The following is a 17,043-nucleotide window of genomic DNA, read 5'->3' on the forward strand; positions in this document are numbered from 1 at the left end:
TGAAGACCGACGAAACACCAAAACATACGCTCAACACCAAACCCAACGCCAAACACCCTCAACCGCGGGGTGGAGCAGCCCGGTAGCTCGTCAGGCTCATAACCTGAAGGTCGTAGGTTCAAATCCTACCCCCGCAACCAACGATAATTGCGACATGAGGCCGTCCCGTTCCCGGGGCGGCCTCTTCGTATGTGCGGCGAACGTCAGCATCGCCGCCAGTTCGCCGCGCAGCACGATCTCCAGCCGGTCGTCCTCCGGCACCAGCGTCACCCTGTTGATCATCGCGCGCAGGATCTCCGCCGCCTCGGCTCGCGTGGTGTTCTCCTCGAGCGCCTCATGGAGTGCCGAAATCCGGTCGTGGTAGGTCTCCGCCATGTTGGGATGCAGCAACGGAGGCGGCTCGTCCGCGTTTGCGATCAACGCCTCGAGATCGGCTTTGCGCACTTCGAGCTCGCGCATCTTCTTCTCGTACGCCTTGATGCTGGTGAGATCGTCGGTGTCCAGCACGCGCTGAACCAGCCTGTCCAGCTTGCGCGTGATTTGCGGGAGCTCGGTCCTGGCCGCGTGTAGCGAGGCACTCTTCTCGATACGCGCACGGTTCACCTCGCGGGTGAACTCGTCGCAGAACTCGCGGAACAGCGCTGGCTCCATTAGGTGGGTGCGCAAGCCGTTCAGGACCGACGCCTCCAGAGTCTCGATGCGGATGTTCAGCCGGTTGCCGCAGGTCCCTTTGGTGCGGGCGGCGGCGCAGCCCAGCAGGTTCTTCGAAATCAGCGAGTATCCGCCGCCGCAACGCCCGCACTTGACGAGGCCGGCCAGCAGATACCTGGGGCGCCGGCGATCGACCAACGGATTGGCACCGGGCTCCTTCGGCTCCATGGCCATGGCCTGTTGGCGCGCCTTGACCCGGTCCCACAGCGGCTGCTCGACCACGCGAAGTGCCGACACCTCCTGGATGACCCACTCCGTCTCCGGATTGGGGCGCGAGACGCGCTTGCCGGTGTCCGGGTCCTTCACGTACCGCAGTCGGTTCCAGACCAGCCGGCCGATGTAGAGCTCATTGTTGAGGATACCGGTGCCGCGCCTGGGATTACCGTGGATCGTGCTCGGTCCCCAGGCCTTGCCGAAGGGGCCGGGCAGACTCTCCCGGTTCAGCGCCTGGGCGATCGCGCGCGGCGACTTGCCGGCGGCGTAGTCGCGGAAGATGCGGCGCACGACGGCGGCCTCGGTCGCGTTGATCGACCGGTCGCCGCGGACCGGCCGGCCGTCCTCGGCGAACTGCTTCACCACGTCGTAGCCGTAGCAGAGCCCACCACCAGACTTCCCATCCTCAACGCGGCCGCGCAGGCCGCGGCGGGTCTTGTCCGCGAGGTCCTTGAGGTAGAGCGCGCCCATCGTGCCCTTGAGGCCGATGTGCAGCTCGCTGATGTCGCCCTCGGACAGGGTGACGATCCCGACACCCGCGAAGCGCATGCGCTTGTAGAGCCCGGCGATATCCTCCTGGTCGCGCGACAGGCGGTCCAGGGACTCGGATAAGATGACGTCGAAGCGGCCGCGCTGGGCGTCGGCCATCAGCTCTTGGATGCCGGGCCGCAGCAGCGAGCCGCCGGAGATCGCGCGGTCGGAATAGCTGTCGGCGAGCGTCCAGCCCTGCCGCTCGGCGTGCAGGCGGCACAGCCGCAACTGGTCCTCGATTGAGGCCTCGCGCTGATTGTCGGAGCTGTAGCGGGCGTAGAGGGCGACTCGGGTCATCGGCGCTGATCCTGGGGCGTCAGTCCTGGCGAGGCGGTGTCCGGTCCGTGCGTGGTTCCTCGTTGTCGTTGGCCACGGCGTCGAGCCAGTCACGCGCTGCCTGACGGGCCAGCAACCGGACCAGCGGCGTCAGCAGGGCCCGGACCCGCGCCGGGTCGAGCGGCTCGTTCACCGCGCCGACGTCGTTGGCCGGCACCGACCGTCCACTGCGACCGCCTCGGTCATCCTTGGCCATTGCACCGCCGCCTGTCCACCGTCCTGTCCGCAGAGGTTGTGCGCCTTTGCCAGACTTGGGCTTGCACGGGTGAATGGTCAACGTTAAAAATACTAAGAAATCAGTATCTTATGGTGTAATTTGGCGCGCTTGATCGGAGATGAGGTCATGTCGGTGCAAGAGAGAGTCGAAGGGCGCAGGAAAAAAGTTCGGGCGCTCGCGGTGACGGCGGATCTGCAACGGGGCTCTTGCGAACTATCAATCGAAAGAGCATATACTCCGGTAACGGAGTACGTCATGACCCTGCATGCGGAGTACCCGGCCACGCGCTACGAGCCGTCGCCGCTCGTCGACCTGACGGACAAGGCCGAGCGCGAGCGGCTGAGCCCGTCGGCGGTGCGGGCCTTCTTCAACATCCTCGCCCGCTGGGGCGTGCGCGACGAGGACGGCCGAGCACTGCTCGGCGGTGTGTCGAACGGGCCCTACTACGAGATGAAGAAGAACCCGGACCGGGTGCTTGACCCCGACCGGCTGCTGCGGATCTCCTACCTCATCGGCATCTTCAAGGCGCTCAACATCCTCTACTCCGAGCAGCTGGCCGACGCCTGGATCAAGCTGCCGAACAGCAACCGCATCTTCGGTGGCCAGACGCCACTCGCCTACATGACCAGGGGCGGGCTGCCGGCGATGCAGACCGTGCGGCGGCTGCTCGACGCCCGCCGGGGCGGGCTGTGACCGGGGAGCCCGGCACGCTGCCGGACGTCCGGCTGATCCGCCGCAACGACACCCACCGCCTGATCCCCTCGAAGTACAGCGACGGTGGTGCGAGCGTGCTGGCGCGGATCGCCGGGGACGACGCGCACCTCCGGGACATCTTCGACCTCGATAACGCGGCCAATGAGCGGCTGCTGGCCGAGAACGACCTGCTCCCCGGCATCGGCATCCACGAGCTGGTGTTCGGCGTGCCGTTCTACCGCATCGTCAACGCCGCCTTCTGCCACGCGCATCCGCTCGGCAGCCGGTTCAATGGCCCGGACCGCGGCGCCTGGTACGCCGCGTTCGAGCTCGCCACGTCCCAGGCCGAGATCGCCTTCCACAAATGGGTCGAGCTGTCGGAAGTCGGCTGGCTCGAGGAGGAGCTGACCTACGACGACTACCGCGCCGACTTCAGCGGCGAGCTGCACGACATCCGCAGCGATGATCGGTTCGCGGATTGCCTGGCGCCGGACAGCTACGTGGCGTCACAGGGCCTGGCTGAGGAGCTGCTGCAGGCGGGCTCCCTAGGGCTCGTCTATCCGAGCGTGCGTCGGGCGCGGGGGACGTGCCTCGCCTGCTTCCGGCCGGCGCTCGTCATGAACGTGCGCAAGGGACCGACCTATGTGTTCAGGTGGGAGGGGAGGGCGGAGCCGATCGTGTTCACCACCACCTAAACATCTGAAAAATCGGAAATTTTCTGCGAGGCGGCCTCGTTGACCCGAGGCGTCACGTGCCAACCGGAATCATATCGGAATCAGCTGGAACGGGAAGTGGGGCGTTCGTGGCTGTGCCATGGGCGAAGCTACGGCCAGGGCTTCCGGGCGACGGGGCGAGCCTGCTGAACGAGTCCTGCAATGCCTGTCGGAGCGGCGAACGGGGCATCACCTTCGAACGGTCGTCTGGTAGACGATCTAGAATCCCTGAATTGAATACAATCTAATACATTGTAAAAGAAGGAATATTCGTAATTGTTGACAGTGTGCGGTCCTCAGTCTACGAATCCAGTGACAACGGAGGTGCGCGTGATTGAGCGTAAGCAGGAGGTTCGGCTTCGGCCGGTGAGCTTCGGCGGGGCGATGCGGATCCGGCGCTCGGAGACGATCGCGTCGCTGATTCAGCGCGAGCTCGAGGGGATGATCATCTCGGGCGAGATCGGCGCCGGCGATCACCTGAACGAGGCAGCACTGTCGGAGCGCTTCGAGGTGAGCCGCGGGCCGATCCGCGAGGCATGCCGGGGGCTCGAGCGCAGCGGCCTCATCAGGATCGTGGCCAATCACGGCGCGTTCGTGCGCGAGATGAATGCCGAGGAAGCGCTCGAGCTCTACGACATCCGCGCGGCCTTGTTCGGCCTCGCCGGCAAGCTGCTGGCGTCGCGGGTCTCCCCCCTTGAGATCAGGAGGCTGTCGGCGCTGGTCGAGGAGATGGAGGGCACCGTCGATACCGACGACATCAACGCCTTCTACCCGCTGAACGTCGAGTTCCACACGCTGCTGGTCAAGGGCTCGGAGAACGAGCACCTGATCAACCTGGTACCGACCATCGACAAGCAGCTGCACCTCTTTCGCCGGCGCGGGCTGGTGCAGCCGGGGAAGATGCGGGCCTCCAACGAGGAGCACAAGGCGATCCTCGCCGCGGTCTCTGCGCGGGACGCCGCGCAGGCGGGGGCGCTCATGGAGCAGCACATCCTGGCCGGCAAGGGGCGGCTGCTCGCCCGGCTGGCCGAACAGCAGGGTGCCGCTTCCGGTACCTGACCATCACTGATCTCAACTGAACGCACGAGAGGACACCGATGAACCGGACTGCCGCCCTGGCCATTGACGAACGACCGACCGGATTCGAGCGCGGCCCGTCCGTCGCGATCCGCGACATCACGGCGACGATCCATACCGTGTCCATCGACATCCCGCTGCTGGACGGCAAGGTGGCGGGCTATGGGCGCGAGGAGCAGAAGGAATTCGTCTTCTGCGAGGTACACACCGATCACGGCGTCAGCGGCTTCGGCTTGACCGGACACTTCCTCGCCCGCTCCGTGGTCGAGGCGCTGCAGCGTCACATCCTGCCGCTGGTCGACGGCATGGACCCGCGCGACACCGAGGCGCTGCACCACCGCGTCTGGTGGAAGCTTAATCCGCGCGCCATGACCGGCGTGATCTCAAGCGCACTGTCGTGTGTCGACATCGCGTGCTGGGACATCGCCGGCAAGCTCGCCGGTCGCTCGGTCGCGGAACTGCTGGGCGGCGCGCGGCGCAGGGTCCCGGCCTACGTGACCTTCGGGTTCCCGCAGTACGACCGCGAGCAGCTGGCGGAGGCGGCCCGGATGCACGTCGCGATGGGCTTCACGGCCCTGAAGCTCGTCGTCGGCGTCGATCCGAAGGGCTGGCGCGAGGATGCCAAGCGTGTCCGCGCCGTGCGCGACGCGGTGGGCGACGACATCGACCTGATGATCGACGCCAACTACCTGTTCAACCCGATCGACGCCAAGATGCTCTGCCGAGCGATCGAGGACGCCAACATCACCTGGTTCGAGGAGCCGCTGCACCAGAACGACGCGCGAGCGCTCGCCGACCTCAGGGCCCATTCCCGCATCCCCCTGGCGGCCGGGCAGATGGAGGGCCATCGCTGGCGCCTGCGTGAGCTGGTCGACCGCCAGGCCGTCGACATCCTGCAGCCGAACGTCTGCTTCTGCGGCGGCTACACCGAGGCGGCCAAGGCCGGCCATCTCGCTCAGGCCTTCAACATGCCGATCGCCAACGGTGGCGGGTGGCCGCTGTTCAACATGCACACCATGGCCGGCCTGATGAACGGCTGGATCGTCGAATGGCACCTCGGAATGGTGCAGGTCGGCGAACGGCTGTTCACCGATGCGCCGGCGCCGCGAGACGGCGTCATCGAGATCCCGCAGCGGCCCGGCCTCGGCCTGACCCTCGACCGCGCGGCCCTGCGCGACACCCTGGTGAAGGACTGACCGGCATGCGCATCGTAGACATTCGAGACACCGTCGTGCCGATCAAGTCGGCGATCCGGAACGCCTATATCGATTTCAGCCAGATGACGGTCAGCGTCGTCGCCGTGGTCACCGACGTGATCCGGGACGGCCGGCCGGTCGTCGGTTTCGGCTTCAATTCCAACGGCCGGTATGCCCCGCAGGGTCTGCTGCGCGAGCGCTTCATTCCCCGCCTCAAGGGCGCGGACCCGGAATCGCTCGTCGACGAAGGGGGTGGGAACCTCGACCCGCACAAGGCCTGGGCGGCCATGATGGCGAACGAGAAGCCCGGCGGCCACGGCGAGCGCTCGGTCGCCGTCGGGGTTCTCGACATGGCCATGTGGGACGCGGCGGCAAAGATCGCCAGCGTGCCGCTCTATCGGCTGCTCGCCGACCGCTACCGCGGTGGCGAGGCCGACGACCGGGTCTTCGTGTATGCGGCCGGCGGATACTACTACCCGGGCAAGGACCGCGAGGAGCTGCAGGCCGAGTTCCGGCGCTATCTCGATCTCGGCTATACGGTCTGCAAGATGAAGATCGGCGGCGCGTCACTCGACGACGACCTGCGCCGGATCGACGCCGCGCTCGAGGTGGTCGGCGGCCCCGACCGTCTCGCGGTCGACGCCAACGGCCGTTTCGACCTGGAGACCGCGATCGCCTACGCAAAGGCGCTCAACCCCTACGGCCTGTTCTGGTACGAGGAGCCGGGCGATCCGCTCGACTTCCAGATCCAGGCCGTCCTCGCCGACTCCTACGACGGCACCATGGCGACCGGCGAGAACCTGTTCTCACACCAGGACGCCCGAAACCTGCTGCGCTACGGCGGGATGCGGCCGGACCGCGACATCCTGCAGTTCGACTGCGCGCTGAGCTACGGACTGGTCGAGTATCTGCGAACCCTCGACGTCCTGAAGTCGCTCGGCTGGTCGCCGCGGCGCTGCATCCCGCATGGTGGCCACCAGATGTCGCTGAACATCGCGGCGGGGCTTGGGCTCGGGGGCAACGAGTCCTATCCGGACGTGTTCCGGCCGTTCAACGGCTTTGCCGACGACTGCCCCGTCCAGGACGGGTACGTGGCCCTGCCCGACGCGCCGGGCATCGGGTTCGAGCGCAAAGCCGAGCTCTACACGGTCATGCGCGACCTGGCGGGCTGAGCGCCGCGGCCTATACGGCCGCAATACAACCGGGAACGCCACACGAGTTGGGCCGGCTGCACGGGTCCCGACGCCGGCCTTGCTGTGGCGAGCAGACCTCGGGACCAACAACAAGAAATCGAGACCAGGGGAGTAACGCTCATGTCGAACTACCGTACACACAATTCTCGGATCTTGGCCTGCATGGCGGCTGCCGGTCTGTCGGTCCTGGCGAGCGTTCCGGCGGCGGCACAGGAGCGCTTCCCGTCGAAGCCGATCCAGGTCGTGACGCATGCCTCGGCCGGTGGCGGCACCGACACCACCGTGCGCATGGCGATCCCGGATGCCCAGGCGGCGCTCGGAACCGACATGTTCGTCGCGACCATGAAAGGCGGCGGCGGCCGGGTGGCGATGAACTTCGCCAAGCTCCAGGGTACCGACGGTCACACGCTCATGCTGATCACGCCGACGCATCTGTTCACCATGGCGCAGGGAAACTCGCCGCTGTCGATCGACGACATCGTCGGGGTGGCACGCGCCACCGACGATCCGATGCTGATCGTGACCAGCCCGAAGAGCCGCTTCAAGTCGATCGACGACCTCATCGGCGCCGGCAAGGACAAGCCGGTGAAGTGGGGGACGACGCATATCGGCGGCGTCGACCACGTCGCGGCGGAAAGCTTCGCGCAGAAGGCCGGCACCAAGATCCGGGCCGTTCCGTTCGAGGGCGGCGGCGAACTGGTGACGAACCTCATGGGCGGCAACGTCGAGGTCGCGAGCCTCAACGTCACCGAGGCGCTCGAGCAGGTCAGGCATGGCGACCTCGTGGCGCTCGCGGTGATGTCGGACGAGCGCATCGACGTCCTCCCCGATCTGCCGACGACGCAGGAGAAGGGGGTCGACGTGGCGTTCTCCACGGTCCGCGGTTTCGTTGTCCTCAAGGGCGTGCCGGAAGAGCGGGTCGCGATTTTGGAGAAGGGACTGCTCGACGCGATGAAGCAGGACCGCTTCCAGGCCTATCTCGAGAACGGCGGCATGCCGAAGAAGAGCGTGGCCGGCCGCGCGGCTTGGGATGCCCAGATCCGCCGCATGTATGCCGACGCCAGCGTCATGCTCCAGAGCCTGGGTCTGGTGAAGAAGTGATGCGTGGGGCCACGGCGATGACGCAGCATCCTGGCGAAGCGGGAGAGGGGGGCGGCTCGCCGTCCCCCGACCGCCCCGAGGGTAGGCTTCGGCATCGGGATCTTTGGCTTGGCCTCGGCATCCTCGGCACCTGCGCCGTGCTGTACTACCAGACGACCACGTTCCCGAGCGTGCCCGCCCTCCTGTCGCAGAACGTGCAGGCCAGCTTCTTTCCGCGGGTCCTGATCTTCACGGTCGGGTTCCTGACCCTGCTGCTGATCGCCTTCGGATGGCACAAGCGGCCGGATCGGCAGCCGGCGGTCAAGCCGGTGACCCTGCTCACCGCCGTGCTGACGGCCGGCGGCATTGCCTTGATCCCGTGGATCGGGGTGCTCGCGGCCGTCGGGGTGCTGGCCGTTTCGCTGCCGCTGCTGTGGCGGGACAAGCGGCATGCGGCGATTGCCGCCTACGCGGTGCTGCTCCCGGCGTCGATCTACCTGCTCTTCACCCTGGTCATGCAGGTTCGGTTCCCGACCGGCCTGCTGGCACTCTAGCGAGGACGGACCATGGACGCCTTCCTGGTTGCCGCCGGGCAGATGCTCGATCCCTACACCCTGCTGCTGATTGCCGCGAGCACCCTGATCGGTGTTCTGATCGGCGCGCTGCCGGGCCTCTCGTCGACGATGGCGACAGGCCTGCTGCTCCCCTTCACCATCTATCTCGAGCCCGTCTCCGCCATCGCTGTGCTCGCGGCACTCTATTGTGGGGGAACCTATGGCGGGTCGATCACGGCGATCCTCATCAACACGCCCGGCGCACCGCCGGCCGCCGCCACCGCCTTCGACGGCTATCCCATGGCCTTGCGGGGCGAGGCCGGAAGGGCGCTCGGTATCGCGACGGTCTCCAGCGCCATCGGTGGCATCTTCAGCCTGGTGGTGCTGCTGATCGCCGCCCCCGCCCTCGCAACCCTGGCATACCGCTTCGGCCCGGCGGAGTACTTCGCCCTTGCGGTGTTCGGGTTGTCGATGCTGGCCTCGATCAGTGGCGACTCCGCGATCAAGAACCTGATCGGCGGCTGCCTCGGTGTGTTTCTCTCGACCATCGGCGTGACGCTGACGACCGGGGTGGAGCGCTTCACCTTCGGCGTGCCCGAACTGTACGACGGCATCGATTTCATCCCCGTCCTCATCGGCCTGTTCGCCGTCTCCGAGCTGCTGAGCCAATCCGCCAAGATCGGCCGAAAGCTCGAAAGGCTGGTCGTCGACGCTGTCAAGCTGCCGTCGCTCGACGACTTCAAGCGCTGCGCGGCGACGATCCTCAGGTCCTGTGGCATCGGCACCTTCATCGGGATTCTGCCGGCGGAAGGCGGCACCATCGCGTCGATGATCGGCTACAACGAGGCCCGGCGGTGGTCGAAGCATCGCGACCGGTTCGGAACCGGCGAGGTCGAGGGCATTGCCGGGCCGGAGGCGGCAAACAATGCGGCGACCGGCGGCGCCATGGTGCCGACGCTCGCGCTCGGCATCCCTGGCAGCGGCACGACCGCCGTGATCCTCGGCGGCCTGTTGCTCCACGGCTTGCGGCCGGGGCCATACCTGTTCCAGGAGCAGCCGACGCTGCTGTACTCGATCTTCATCGCGATGCTGATCGCCAACGTGCTGTTCCTGATCTTCGGCCTGGCCGGTGCAAAGATCTTCGCCCGCGTATCGCTGATCCCGCCGACCTTCCTGTGGCCCGCGGTGCTGGCGCTGTGCATCGTCGGCGCGTACGGCGTCAACCAGTCGGTACTCGACATCTACGTGATGCTGATCGCCGGCCTCATCGGGTTCGTGCTGCGCCGGTTCGGCTTCTCGCCGGCGCCGATCATCATGGGTCTAGTGCTCGGCACCCTCGTCGAGAATTCGTTCTCCCAGAGCATGATCATCTTCGACCAGGACTGGTCGCAGTTCCTCGGCCGCCCGATTGCCACGAGCTTCTTCCTGCTCGCTGCCGTCGGGCTGTTCTACGCACCCGCGACGAAGCTCGTGCGCCGGCGGTGGGGACGACGAATCCCGGCGGCCGCAATTGAAGACTGACGGTGGCCGACGGCAACAAGCCGCGGCAGAGCGTAGCCAACAACGAAACTGACTGGGGAGATTGCAAGTGCTGCGGCGGCGTGGCGGTGCCACGCTGACAGACGGGACGGCGGATGCTTGAGGCCGAGATGGGGCAGGGGGTACGCAGCACGTCGCTGGAGAGCGCTCGTGCACCATACCTTCCAGACCTTCGCCGAACAGCTGCATGACCAACCTGACGCGGATGGCGTTCGCCAGGTGTTTGCCGAGGCCGCATCAGCTTTCGATCTGCCGCGCTTCGCCTGTCTCCTCCTGCCGCAGCGGCCAAGAGTTCTCGCGCAGGTGGTCGGCACCTACCCGGCGAAGTGGATCACTCGCTATGTCGAGCGGCGCTATGAGCGCCTCGACCCGGTGATCGGCCAGGCAACCCGGATGGCCGAGCCGTTCGTCTGGGGGCTCGATCTCGTGTCGCCGCACCTGTCTAAGCCGCAACAGCAGCTCTTCCATGAGGCGGCGGAGTTCGGCATTCGCTGCGGATTCACGATCCCGATCCACGATGCCGGGCGTCCGATCGCCGCCATTACCTACGCCACGGACCAACGCGGCCCTGGCCTTCAGAGGGTGACCGACCGCCACACCGAGGCGCTGCAACTGATGGCGATGTGCCTGCACGCACGGTTACGCCGATTGCTGACGCCCGATCGCACCGTCGCCGGGGTCGTTTTGTCACCCCGGCAGCTCCAGTGCCTCAAATGGGCCGCCGAGGGGAAGTCGGCCTGGGCGATCGGCAAAATCCTCGGCATCTCCGAGCGGACCGCCCAGTTCCACCTGGACAACGCCAAGGCCAAGCTCGGCGTGCGATCGATCTGCCAGGCAGTGGCCAAGTTCTCCGCATCCAACCCGACCATGCACTGACGCGTCTTCCGCCAACACCTGTGAACCTGCACAGGGTGTATCGCGCACGGGTCTCACCTCCAATACGGGAGTTGTCGCGGTTTCGGAGGTGACGATGATCGAGTTTGTGACGCCTGACCGGTACGGCGAGTTCGCCGGTGACCTGGCCCAGATGCACCGCCTGCGCTACCGAGTGTTCAAGGAGCGCCTGGGCTGGGATGTCGACGGCCAAGGCGGCGTCGAGAAGGACGCCTTCGACGCGCTCGACCCCGTCTATCTCCTGTATCGCGCCGACGATGGTGAGATCCGCGGCTGCGTCCGTCTCCTACCGTCGACCGGACCGACCATGTTGCGCGACACTTTCGCCGCGCTCCTCGACGGGCGACCGATATCAGCCAGCGATACAGTTTGGGAAAGCAGCCGCTTTGCCCTCCACTTGGCAGCCGACGCTCCCAAGGCTGCGGGTGGGCTGGCGCAGGCGACCTACGAGCTCTTCTCCGGCATGATCGAGTTCGGCCTGTCGCGGCGTCTCACCGACATCGTCACGGTCACCGATGTCCGCATGGAGCGGATCCTGCAGCGCGCGGGATGGCCGCTGCGGCGGCTCACCGAGCCGGCGATGCTCGGCGCCACGCGGACGGTCGCTGGGTACCTGTCCGTCTCCCGGGAATGCGCGCGTCGGGTCAGGACCCGCGGCGGCCTCGACGGACCGGTGCTCTCCGTCCCGGCCGCGTCCGCGGCCGCCTAGTCCCGAGGCCTTTGGGCGCTCGACGCTCGGTCACCGGGAATGACGGAAGCGAACCAAACCAGCGGGAGGCCGTGCTGGAGCGATCCAGAAAGCTACGGGCACACGGTTTCTCTGCCTCGGCGTGCCTGGGCCTGGGAGTTCCTCCGCCGCAACCCGGACTTTCGCCGGGACTGGGCTGATCCCGCCGGCGCTGCTACCGAAGCGGCGGTGTCCGAGCGGATGACGGTGCTCCGCGCTGGTCGCGCGGTCGACCGGTTGGCACGCTGGGACGTGTTGTTTCGTGAAGTCACCCGAGGACGATGCCCGCTCGGCGGTCGTCTTCTGGATCCCGCATGTGTGCCCGCACGTCCTGCCGGTAACGGCCGTAGCCGCCGGGCCTGCTTATGGGGCCCGCGCCTTTCGGCTTTCGGACGTCCGATGCCGTACCACGGTTCTTCTCTCGCCGAACGGCGTGCAGCATCTGTTGTTCCATGATTCCGAACGGGCGCTGCAGCTGGCTGTCCACGGCTCCAGCGTGTTCGTGCCTGTCCGACTGATGGTCGACATCGTCGCCGAGCCGGGGCACGTCCGCCATCGGCTCGTGGCGATCGAAGCATTCAACGCCGTGCTCGCCACGGGCGCCATTCCGGCGTCATCGTTTCCGGCCGAGCCGCGCGGCCGGCGCCTGCGAGTCGTCCTTCAAGCGTTGGATGGTTGGCTCGCCGGGGCGACCAACCGGGAAATCGCAGCTGCGCTGTTCGGCCGACGACGCGTCGATGCCGATTGGCGTGACCCACGCGATCACCTGCGCGACCAGGTGCGCCGAGCGATCCGCCGAGGGCGCGCGCTGATGGCGGGTGGATATCGAAGGCTGCTGGTCTGAGCCAGTCAGTCTTCCCGCAGCAACTGCCTGTAGCCGGACCGCGACATCCACTGGGCACGGTCGAGGTGCTGCCTCCAGCATCGTCGCGCAGCAGTCGGGTCGGTCTCGGGATCGAGCCCCAGGACCAGGCGGCTGACTTCCCGCCAGTCGGCTCCTTCCGCGTCCGCGTCGAGGAGGCGGAGATAGGTCACAAAATGCGCCTCGTCGTACGGCGTGACGCTGGCCGAACTTGGTGGTTGACCGGCGACCCCCAGAGTCTGGTTCTTGGTCATGTCCGATAGCCCTCACGTTCTGGGCCATAGCGTCTGCGGAACAATCTGCAGGCCGCGGCGCTGAGCACCGCTGATCGCTGTTTGTTGAGAATACTCCGTGGTGAAATGCTCTACAAGGCGATGCCCTCTCGTGCATGGAGATACGAGAGGTGTTGGCACTCAACCTCAGGCGATACCGGCAGGCACAGAGTCTGTCGCAGGAGGAGCTGGCGCACCGCGCCGGCATCGACCGCACCTACATCAGCTCCATCGAACGCTGTGTCTATGCGGCGAGTATCGAGGTCGTCGATAGGCTCGCGCAGGGCCTTGGTCTCGAAGCGGCCGACCTCCTCCGTCGTCCCTCCTCACCGGAAGAATAGGGGCGCCCGCGCGCCTGACGCCACGCACTGGGCTCTCGTGAACCAAGCCGCCTGACGGTGTCTCGGCCCTCCGGCGTCGATCCCTTGCGCTTGGCCGAGCCTCGCGGCTCGGCCGGCGGCCATCGCGCGTACCGCGCGATGAAGCTGTGCGTTGGCCTTTCCCGGCGGCGCGGGTTGGGCGGCGCTCCCTTCTAGGCCCGCCGCGGCGCGCCGCAACCCTCCGCTTCGCTCCGGGTCCTCCACTGCGTTCCGGCCCTCCGGGTGCGGCCCGCCTCTCCGGCGGGCCTCCGCGGTCGCATCTCGCCGCCCACCCCGCTTCCGGGGAAAGGCGCGGCGGGGTCAGACGAGCGGAGGTTGCCATGCCGGAGCGCAAGCGGGACACGATCTACCAGGAGGTCACCGACCGGATCATCGCCGAACTGGAACAGGGTCGCGTGCCCTGGGTGCAGCCCTGGGGCCATGCCAGGGCCGGCATCGGCCTGCCCCGCAACGCCGCCACCGACCGGGGCTATTCCGGGATCAACATCCTGATCCTCTGGGGAGCTGTGATCGAGCGCGGCTATGCCGCACAGACCTGGCTGACGTTTCGCCAGGCCCTCGCCCTCGGCGGTGCCATCCGCAAGGGCGAATGCGGCACCACGGTCGTCTACGCCGACCGCTTCGTGCCGCGCGAGGAGAAGCAGCGGGCGGCGGCGGAGGGCGACGAGCCGAATGCGGTGCCGTTCCTCAAGCGCTTCACCGTGTTCAACGTCGACCAGTGCGACGGCCTGCCCGAGCGCGTGCTCGGCCGGACCGAGCCGCTGCCCGAGTGCGAGACCGTGCCGCACGCCGAGGCACTGATCGCCGCGACCGGCGCCGACTTCCGCATCGGCGGCGAGCGTGCCTTCTACGTGCCGGCCGCCGACTACATCCAGGTGCCGCCGCAGCCGGCGTTCTTCGAGCCGATCAACTACTACCGCACCTGCTTCCACGAGCTTGGCCACTGGACCGGCCATGCCTCGCGGCTCGCCCGTGATCTCGCTGGCTCGTTCGGCTGCAAGGCGTACGCCCGCGAGGAACTGGTCGCCGAGATGGCGTCGGCCTTCATCTGCGCCAGCCTCGGCATCGCGCCGACCGTGCGGCATGCCGACTACCTCGGCTCCTGGCTCGACGTGCTGCGTGAGGACAATCGCGCGATCTTCCGCGCCGCAAGCCTCGCCTCCAAGGCCGCCGATTTCCTGCTGGCCTTCCGCGCGGCCGACGGCGCCGCAGCCGATCCCGAGCTTCCGCCCGACGCGGCGGAACTGACGCGCCAATAGGCGCACCGGCCCCGCCCGCGCGGCCGGTGCCGGCGGGCGGGGTATCCACCCCGAACCCACGGAGAAGGCCATGCAACTGCAACACATCCCCCTCGACCGGCTCGACGTCTCGGCCTGCAACATGCGCAACGCCAAGCGCACGCCCGACGTCGCCGACATCCTGCCGAGCATCCGCGCGCGCGGCATCCTGCAGCCGTTGCTGGTCCGCCCGAACGGCGAGCCCGACCGTTTCGAGGTCGTCGCCGGTCGGCGGCGCCATGCCGCCGCCCAGGTGGTCGCCGAGGAGCGCGGCGAGATCGAGCCCTTGCCCTGCGCCGTCATGGAGCCGGGCGACGACGCGGCGGCCCTGGAGGCCTCGCTGATCGAGAACACCGCCCGCCTCGACCCCGACGAGATGAGCCAGCACGAGACCTTCGTGCGGCTCACCAGGGAGGGACGAAGCATCGCCGAGATCGCCAACCTGTTCGGCATCACCGAGCTGATGGTCCGGCGCCGCCTTGCACTCGGCAACCTGCTGCCGAGGATCCGCGAGGCCTACCGCGCCGAGGCGATCGACGCCGAGACGGTGCGCCACCTGACGATGGCGTCCAAGGCGCAGCAGAAGGCGTGGCTCAAGCTGTTCGCCGACCCCGAGCAGCGCGTCCCGCGCGGCTGGCAGTTGAAGCAGTGGCTGCTCGGCGGTCAGTCGATCCCGACCTCGGTCGCGCTGTTCCCGCTGGAGGCGTACGCCGGCCGCATCGTCACCGACCTGTTCGGCGAGGAGGGCTACTTCGCCGACGCCGACCTGTTCTGGCAGAAGCAGAGCGAGGCGGTCGCCGCCAAGCGGGACGCGCTGCTGGCGGCCGGCTGGTCCGAGGTCGTGGTGCTGGAGCCCGGCCAGCACTTCCAGAGCTGGGACCACGAGAAGACCCCGAAGGGCAAGGGTGGGAAGGTGTTCATCACCGTCTCGCACCGCGGCGAGGTCGAGGTCCACGAAGGCTGGCTCAGCCGCCGCGAGGCGCGCCGGCTGGCCCGCAAGGCCGAGCCGGAAGCGAAAGGCGGGGAGGGTGCGGAGACTGCGAAGCCGGCGCGGCCCGAGGTCACCAAGGCGATGCAGAACTATCTCGATCTGCACCGCCACGCCCTGGTGCGCCTCGCCCTGATCGGTGAGCCTGGCGTCGCCCTCCGGCTGTTGGTGGCGCACACCGTTGCGTCGTCCGGCCACTGGCAGGTGAAGCCCGAGCCGCAGGCGGCGCACAGCGACGCCATCGCCGAGAGTGTGGCGACTAGCCCGGCGCAGCAGGCCTTCGAGGCCGAGCGGCAGGCGGTCCTGGCGCTGCTCGACCGGCCCGACTACCACCACAGCGCCGCACAGCCCGGCTACGACACGTTGCCGACGGCGGCTGTGTTCGCGCGGCTGCTGGCATTGTCGGACGCCGACGTGCTGCGCGTCGCCGCCTTCGTCATGGCCGAGACCCTGGCGGCCGGCAGCGCCGTCGTCGAGGCGGCCGGCGTGCATCTGAAGGTGGATGCGGGCGCCCACTGGCGGCCCGACGACGCCTTCTTCGACCTGCTGCGCGAGCGCGCCGTGGTCAACGCCATGCTGGCCGAGGTCGCCGGCCGGACCGTCGCCGACGCCAACCTCGCCGGCAAGGTGAAGGTTCAGAAGCAGATCATCCGCGACTGCCTCGACGGCAAGCGGAGCACCACGGCCGAGGGCTGGCTGCCGGGCTGGATGGCGTTCCCGGTGCGGATGGCGACCGAGAGCGGGGTGCTCGGCACCGCAGAGGAATGGGCGCGGGTGCGCGAGCTGATTGAAACGGCGTGACCATTGCGGGTGGCGGCTTCGGTCGCCGCCCACTCCTTCTTCCTTCATGACCACGTGGGAGGCGCAAGGGCGGTAGTCCAGCGTGTCCGAAAGCCCGTCCGACAATCAATTTGTCCGGAAATCCATCTACGTCCGCCGTTTCCGGACAAGCACCACGCTGTCCGTCAAACGGCTCATTCTGTGGACGGATGTGGCCGGGCCGATTGATCAGCTCAGAGTCCATCCACAGAATACGTCTCCAAATCGGTCCGAGTCCACTAACCACGGCGACCATTAATGGACATTCGAGGCGACCAATGCGCAAGCCCGAGCCACTGACGGTAGCCAAGCACAGCAGCGGGTTGCCGATCACGCCGTACGACCGGGGCTCCTGAGTGTCGCGGTGCATTCCGTGCGACCAATGCTCATGCATTATTCAGGTTGACGAGGTCTAGCGAACATAGTTTGAGATGCCCCAGGGACCAAAGTCGAGCTCACTGCTCGCGCAACGCAGTCTCGAGCGAACGGGCGACCGGCGCGATCAGGTAGTCAAGCATGGTCTGCTCGCCGGTCGAGATGATCGCCATCGCCGGCATGCCCGGCACCAGGTCGACTTCGAAGCGCCGCAGCATCGCCGGGTCGAGGCGGATGCGGGCCTCGTAGAACGGAGCGCCCTGCTCGGGCTGCACCACGTCGGGCGAGATGTGCGTCACCTCGCCGTCGATCGGCTTGAACGTCCGCTGGTTGAACGAGGTCAGGCGCACGGTCGCCATCGCGCCTTCCTGAACGGTGTCGATGTCATTGGGATCG

Annotated in this window: 18 protein-coding genes, 1 tRNA gene and 2 pseudogenes; 17 read left to right on the forward strand and 4 right to left on the reverse strand. The window is 67.4% G+C overall.

The window, feature by feature from the left end:
* Positions 1 to 63 precede the first annotated feature (63 nt).
* Both RIC54_RS09770 and RIC54_RS27060 read left to right on the forward strand, forming a co-directional pair.
* Positions 64 to 140 (forward strand) — tRNA-Met (locus tag RIC54_RS09770).
* Positions 141 to 189: 49 nt separating this feature from the next.
* The gene (locus RIC54_RS27060; RefSeq protein ID WP_502989672.1) at positions 190 to 570 is read left to right on the forward strand and encodes a hypothetical protein; all 381 of its coding nucleotides are present in this window, start codon (positions 190 to 192) and stop codon (positions 568 to 570) included.
* A 102-nt stretch (positions 571 to 672) separates the two neighbouring features.
* On the opposite strand, the pseudogene RIC54_RS09775 reads toward RIC54_RS27060, so the two are convergent.
* Positions 673 to 1,752 (reverse strand): annotated as a pseudogene (locus RIC54_RS09775) (recombinase family protein); the annotation flags it as partial.
* A 19-nt stretch (positions 1,753 to 1,771) separates the two neighbouring features.
* Positions 1,772 to 1,987 carry a hypothetical protein gene (locus RIC54_RS09780; protein ID WP_350090693.1) on the reverse strand — a complete coding sequence of 72 codons (216 nt, stop codon included), beginning with the start codon at positions 1,985 to 1,987 and terminating at the stop codon, positions 1,772 to 1,774.
* Positions 1,988 to 2,263: 276 nt separating this feature from the next.
* Here RIC54_RS09780 and RIC54_RS09785 point away from each other — a divergent pair, with 276 nt between their 5' ends.
* The 12 genes and pseudogenes from RIC54_RS09785 to RIC54_RS27070 all read left to right on the forward strand — a co-directional run bounded on the left by RIC54_RS09785 (position 2,264) and on the right by RIC54_RS27070 (position 12,518).
* Positions 2,264 to 2,701 carry an antitoxin Xre/MbcA/ParS toxin-binding domain-containing protein gene (locus RIC54_RS09785; RefSeq protein ID WP_350090696.1) on the forward strand — a complete coding sequence of 146 codons (438 nt, stop codon included), beginning with the start codon at positions 2,264 to 2,266 and terminating at the stop codon, positions 2,699 to 2,701.
* The gene (locus RIC54_RS09790; RefSeq protein WP_350090699.1) at positions 2,698 to 3,396 is read left to right on the forward strand and encodes an RES family NAD+ phosphorylase; all 699 of its coding nucleotides are present in this window, start codon (positions 2,698 to 2,700) and stop codon (positions 3,394 to 3,396) included. Before RIC54_RS09785 ends, RIC54_RS09790 begins: the two co-directional genes overlap by 4 nt.
* 348 nt (positions 3,397 to 3,744) lie before the next feature.
* A complete protein-coding gene (locus tag RIC54_RS09795) occupies positions 3,745 to 4,473 on the forward strand; it encodes a GntR family transcriptional regulator (RefSeq protein WP_350090702.1) in 729 nt (242 codons plus the stop codon).
* A gap of 38 nt (positions 4,474 to 4,511) precedes the next feature.
* Entirely contained in the window at positions 4,512 to 5,687 is a 1,176-nt protein-coding gene (locus tag RIC54_RS09800; RefSeq protein ID WP_350090705.1) for a mandelate racemase/muconate lactonizing enzyme family protein, read from the forward strand.
* Positions 5,688 to 5,692: 5 nt separating this feature from the next.
* Positions 5,693 to 6,859 carry a mandelate racemase/muconate lactonizing enzyme family protein gene (locus tag RIC54_RS09805; protein ID WP_350090708.1) on the forward strand — a complete coding sequence of 389 codons (1,167 nt, stop codon included), beginning with the start codon at positions 5,693 to 5,695 and terminating at the stop codon, positions 6,857 to 6,859.
* Between the two features lie 183 nt (positions 6,860 to 7,042).
* On the forward strand, positions 7,043 to 7,981 hold the full coding sequence (locus tag RIC54_RS09810; RefSeq protein ID WP_350090711.1) for a Bug family tripartite tricarboxylate transporter substrate binding protein: 939 nt from the start codon (positions 7,043 to 7,045) through the stop codon (positions 7,979 to 7,981).
* Positions 7,982 to 7,998: 17 nt separating this feature from the next.
* Positions 7,999 to 8,514 (forward strand): tripartite tricarboxylate transporter TctB family protein, encoded by a 516-nt coding sequence (locus RIC54_RS09815; RefSeq protein WP_350090714.1) that lies wholly within the window; start codon positions 7,999 to 8,001, stop codon positions 8,512 to 8,514.
* A gap of 12 nt (positions 8,515 to 8,526) precedes the next feature.
* Entirely contained in the window at positions 8,527 to 10,035 is a 1,509-nt protein-coding gene (locus tag RIC54_RS09820) for a tripartite tricarboxylate transporter permease (protein ID WP_350090717.1), read from the forward strand.
* A 168-nt stretch (positions 10,036 to 10,203) separates the two neighbouring features.
* Positions 10,204 to 10,929, forward strand: coding sequence for a helix-turn-helix transcriptional regulator (locus tag RIC54_RS09825; protein ID WP_350090720.1), 726 nt, complete (start codon positions 10,204 to 10,206; stop codon positions 10,927 to 10,929).
* Between the two features lie 94 nt (positions 10,930 to 11,023).
* A complete protein-coding gene (locus RIC54_RS09830) occupies positions 11,024 to 11,656 on the forward strand; it encodes an acyl-homoserine-lactone synthase (RefSeq protein ID WP_350090723.1) in 633 nt (210 codons plus the stop codon).
* Positions 11,657 to 11,695: 39 nt separating this feature from the next.
* Positions 11,696 to 11,857, forward strand: a pseudogene (locus RIC54_RS27065) (transcriptional regulator domain-containing protein); the annotation flags it as partial.
* A 79-nt stretch (positions 11,858 to 11,936) separates the two neighbouring features.
* Positions 11,937 to 12,518 (forward strand): DUF2285 domain-containing protein, encoded by a 582-nt coding sequence (locus tag RIC54_RS27070; protein ID WP_502989673.1) that lies wholly within the window; start codon positions 11,937 to 11,939, stop codon positions 12,516 to 12,518.
* Between the two features lie 5 nt (positions 12,519 to 12,523).
* On the opposite strand, the gene RIC54_RS09845 is transcribed toward RIC54_RS27070, so the two are convergent.
* Positions 12,524 to 12,790: a DNA -binding domain-containing protein gene (locus RIC54_RS09845; RefSeq protein WP_350090729.1), complete on the reverse strand. Its 267-nt coding sequence runs from the start codon at positions 12,788 to 12,790 to the stop codon at positions 12,524 to 12,526.
* 149 nt (positions 12,791 to 12,939) lie between these two features.
* On the opposite strand from RIC54_RS09845, the gene RIC54_RS09850 reads away from it, so the two are divergent.
* The 3 genes from RIC54_RS09850 (at position 12,940) to RIC54_RS09860 (ending at position 16,254) form a co-directional block, all read left to right on the forward strand.
* The gene (locus RIC54_RS09850) at positions 12,940 to 13,149 is read left to right on the forward strand and encodes a helix-turn-helix domain-containing protein (protein ID WP_350090732.1); all 210 of its coding nucleotides are present in this window, start codon (positions 12,940 to 12,942) and stop codon (positions 13,147 to 13,149) included.
* Between the two features lie 359 nt (positions 13,150 to 13,508).
* Positions 13,509 to 14,447, forward strand: coding sequence for an ArdC family protein (locus RIC54_RS09855; RefSeq protein ID WP_350090735.1), 939 nt, complete (start codon positions 13,509 to 13,511; stop codon positions 14,445 to 14,447).
* 70 nt (positions 14,448 to 14,517) lie between these two features.
* The gene (locus tag RIC54_RS09860) at positions 14,518 to 16,254 is read left to right on the forward strand and encodes a ParB/RepB/Spo0J family partition protein (protein ID WP_350090738.1); all 1,737 of its coding nucleotides are present in this window, start codon (positions 14,518 to 14,520) and stop codon (positions 16,252 to 16,254) included.
* A 473-nt stretch (positions 16,255 to 16,727) separates the two neighbouring features.
* Here the strand turns inward: RIC54_RS09860 and RIC54_RS09865 are convergent.
* Positions 16,728 to 17,043, reverse strand: a 316-nt coding sequence (locus RIC54_RS09865; protein WP_350150990.1) for a beta-barrel domain-containing protein, incomplete at its 5' end; no start/stop codon positions are given.

Source organism: Thalassobaculum sp., assembly GCF_040219215.1.
GTDB lineage: Bacteria > Pseudomonadota > Alphaproteobacteria > Thalassobaculales > Thalassobaculaceae > Thalassobaculum_A.

Coding starts and splice junctions, on each gene's coding strand:
- RIC54_RS09845 (WP_350090729.1), bottom strand. CDS start 12,790: ATGACCAAGAACCAGACTCTGGGGGTCGCCGGTCAACCACCAAGTTCG.
- RIC54_RS09785 (WP_350090696.1), top strand. CDS start 2,264: ATGACCCTGCATGCGGAGTACCCGGCCACGCGCTACGAGCCGTCGCCG.
- RIC54_RS09815 (WP_350090714.1), top strand. CDS start 7,999: ATGACGCAGCATCCTGGCGAAGCGGGAGAGGGGGGCGGCTCGCCGTCC.
- RIC54_RS09780 (WP_350090693.1), bottom strand. CDS start 1,987: ATGGCCAAGGATGACCGAGGCGGTCGCAGTGGACGGTCGGTGCCGGCC.
- RIC54_RS09800 (WP_350090705.1), top strand. CDS start 4,512: ATGAACCGGACTGCCGCCCTGGCCATTGACGAACGACCGACCGGATTC.
- RIC54_RS09805 (WP_350090708.1), top strand. CDS start 5,693: ATGCGCATCGTAGACATTCGAGACACCGTCGTGCCGATCAAGTCGGCG.
- RIC54_RS09820 (WP_350090717.1), top strand. CDS start 8,527: ATGGACGCCTTCCTGGTTGCCGCCGGGCAGATGCTCGATCCCTACACC.
- RIC54_RS27060 (WP_502989672.1), top strand. CDS start 190: ATGTGCGGCGAACGTCAGCATCGCCGCCAGTTCGCCGCGCAGCACGAT.
- RIC54_RS09810 (WP_350090711.1), top strand. CDS start 7,043: ATGGCGGCTGCCGGTCTGTCGGTCCTGGCGAGCGTTCCGGCGGCGGCA.
- RIC54_RS09855 (WP_350090735.1), top strand. CDS start 13,509: ATGCCGGAGCGCAAGCGGGACACGATCTACCAGGAGGTCACCGACCGG.
- RIC54_RS09830 (WP_350090723.1), top strand. CDS start 11,024: ATGATCGAGTTTGTGACGCCTGACCGGTACGGCGAGTTCGCCGGTGAC.
- RIC54_RS09860 (WP_350090738.1), top strand. CDS start 14,518: ATGCAACTGCAACACATCCCCCTCGACCGGCTCGACGTCTCGGCCTGC.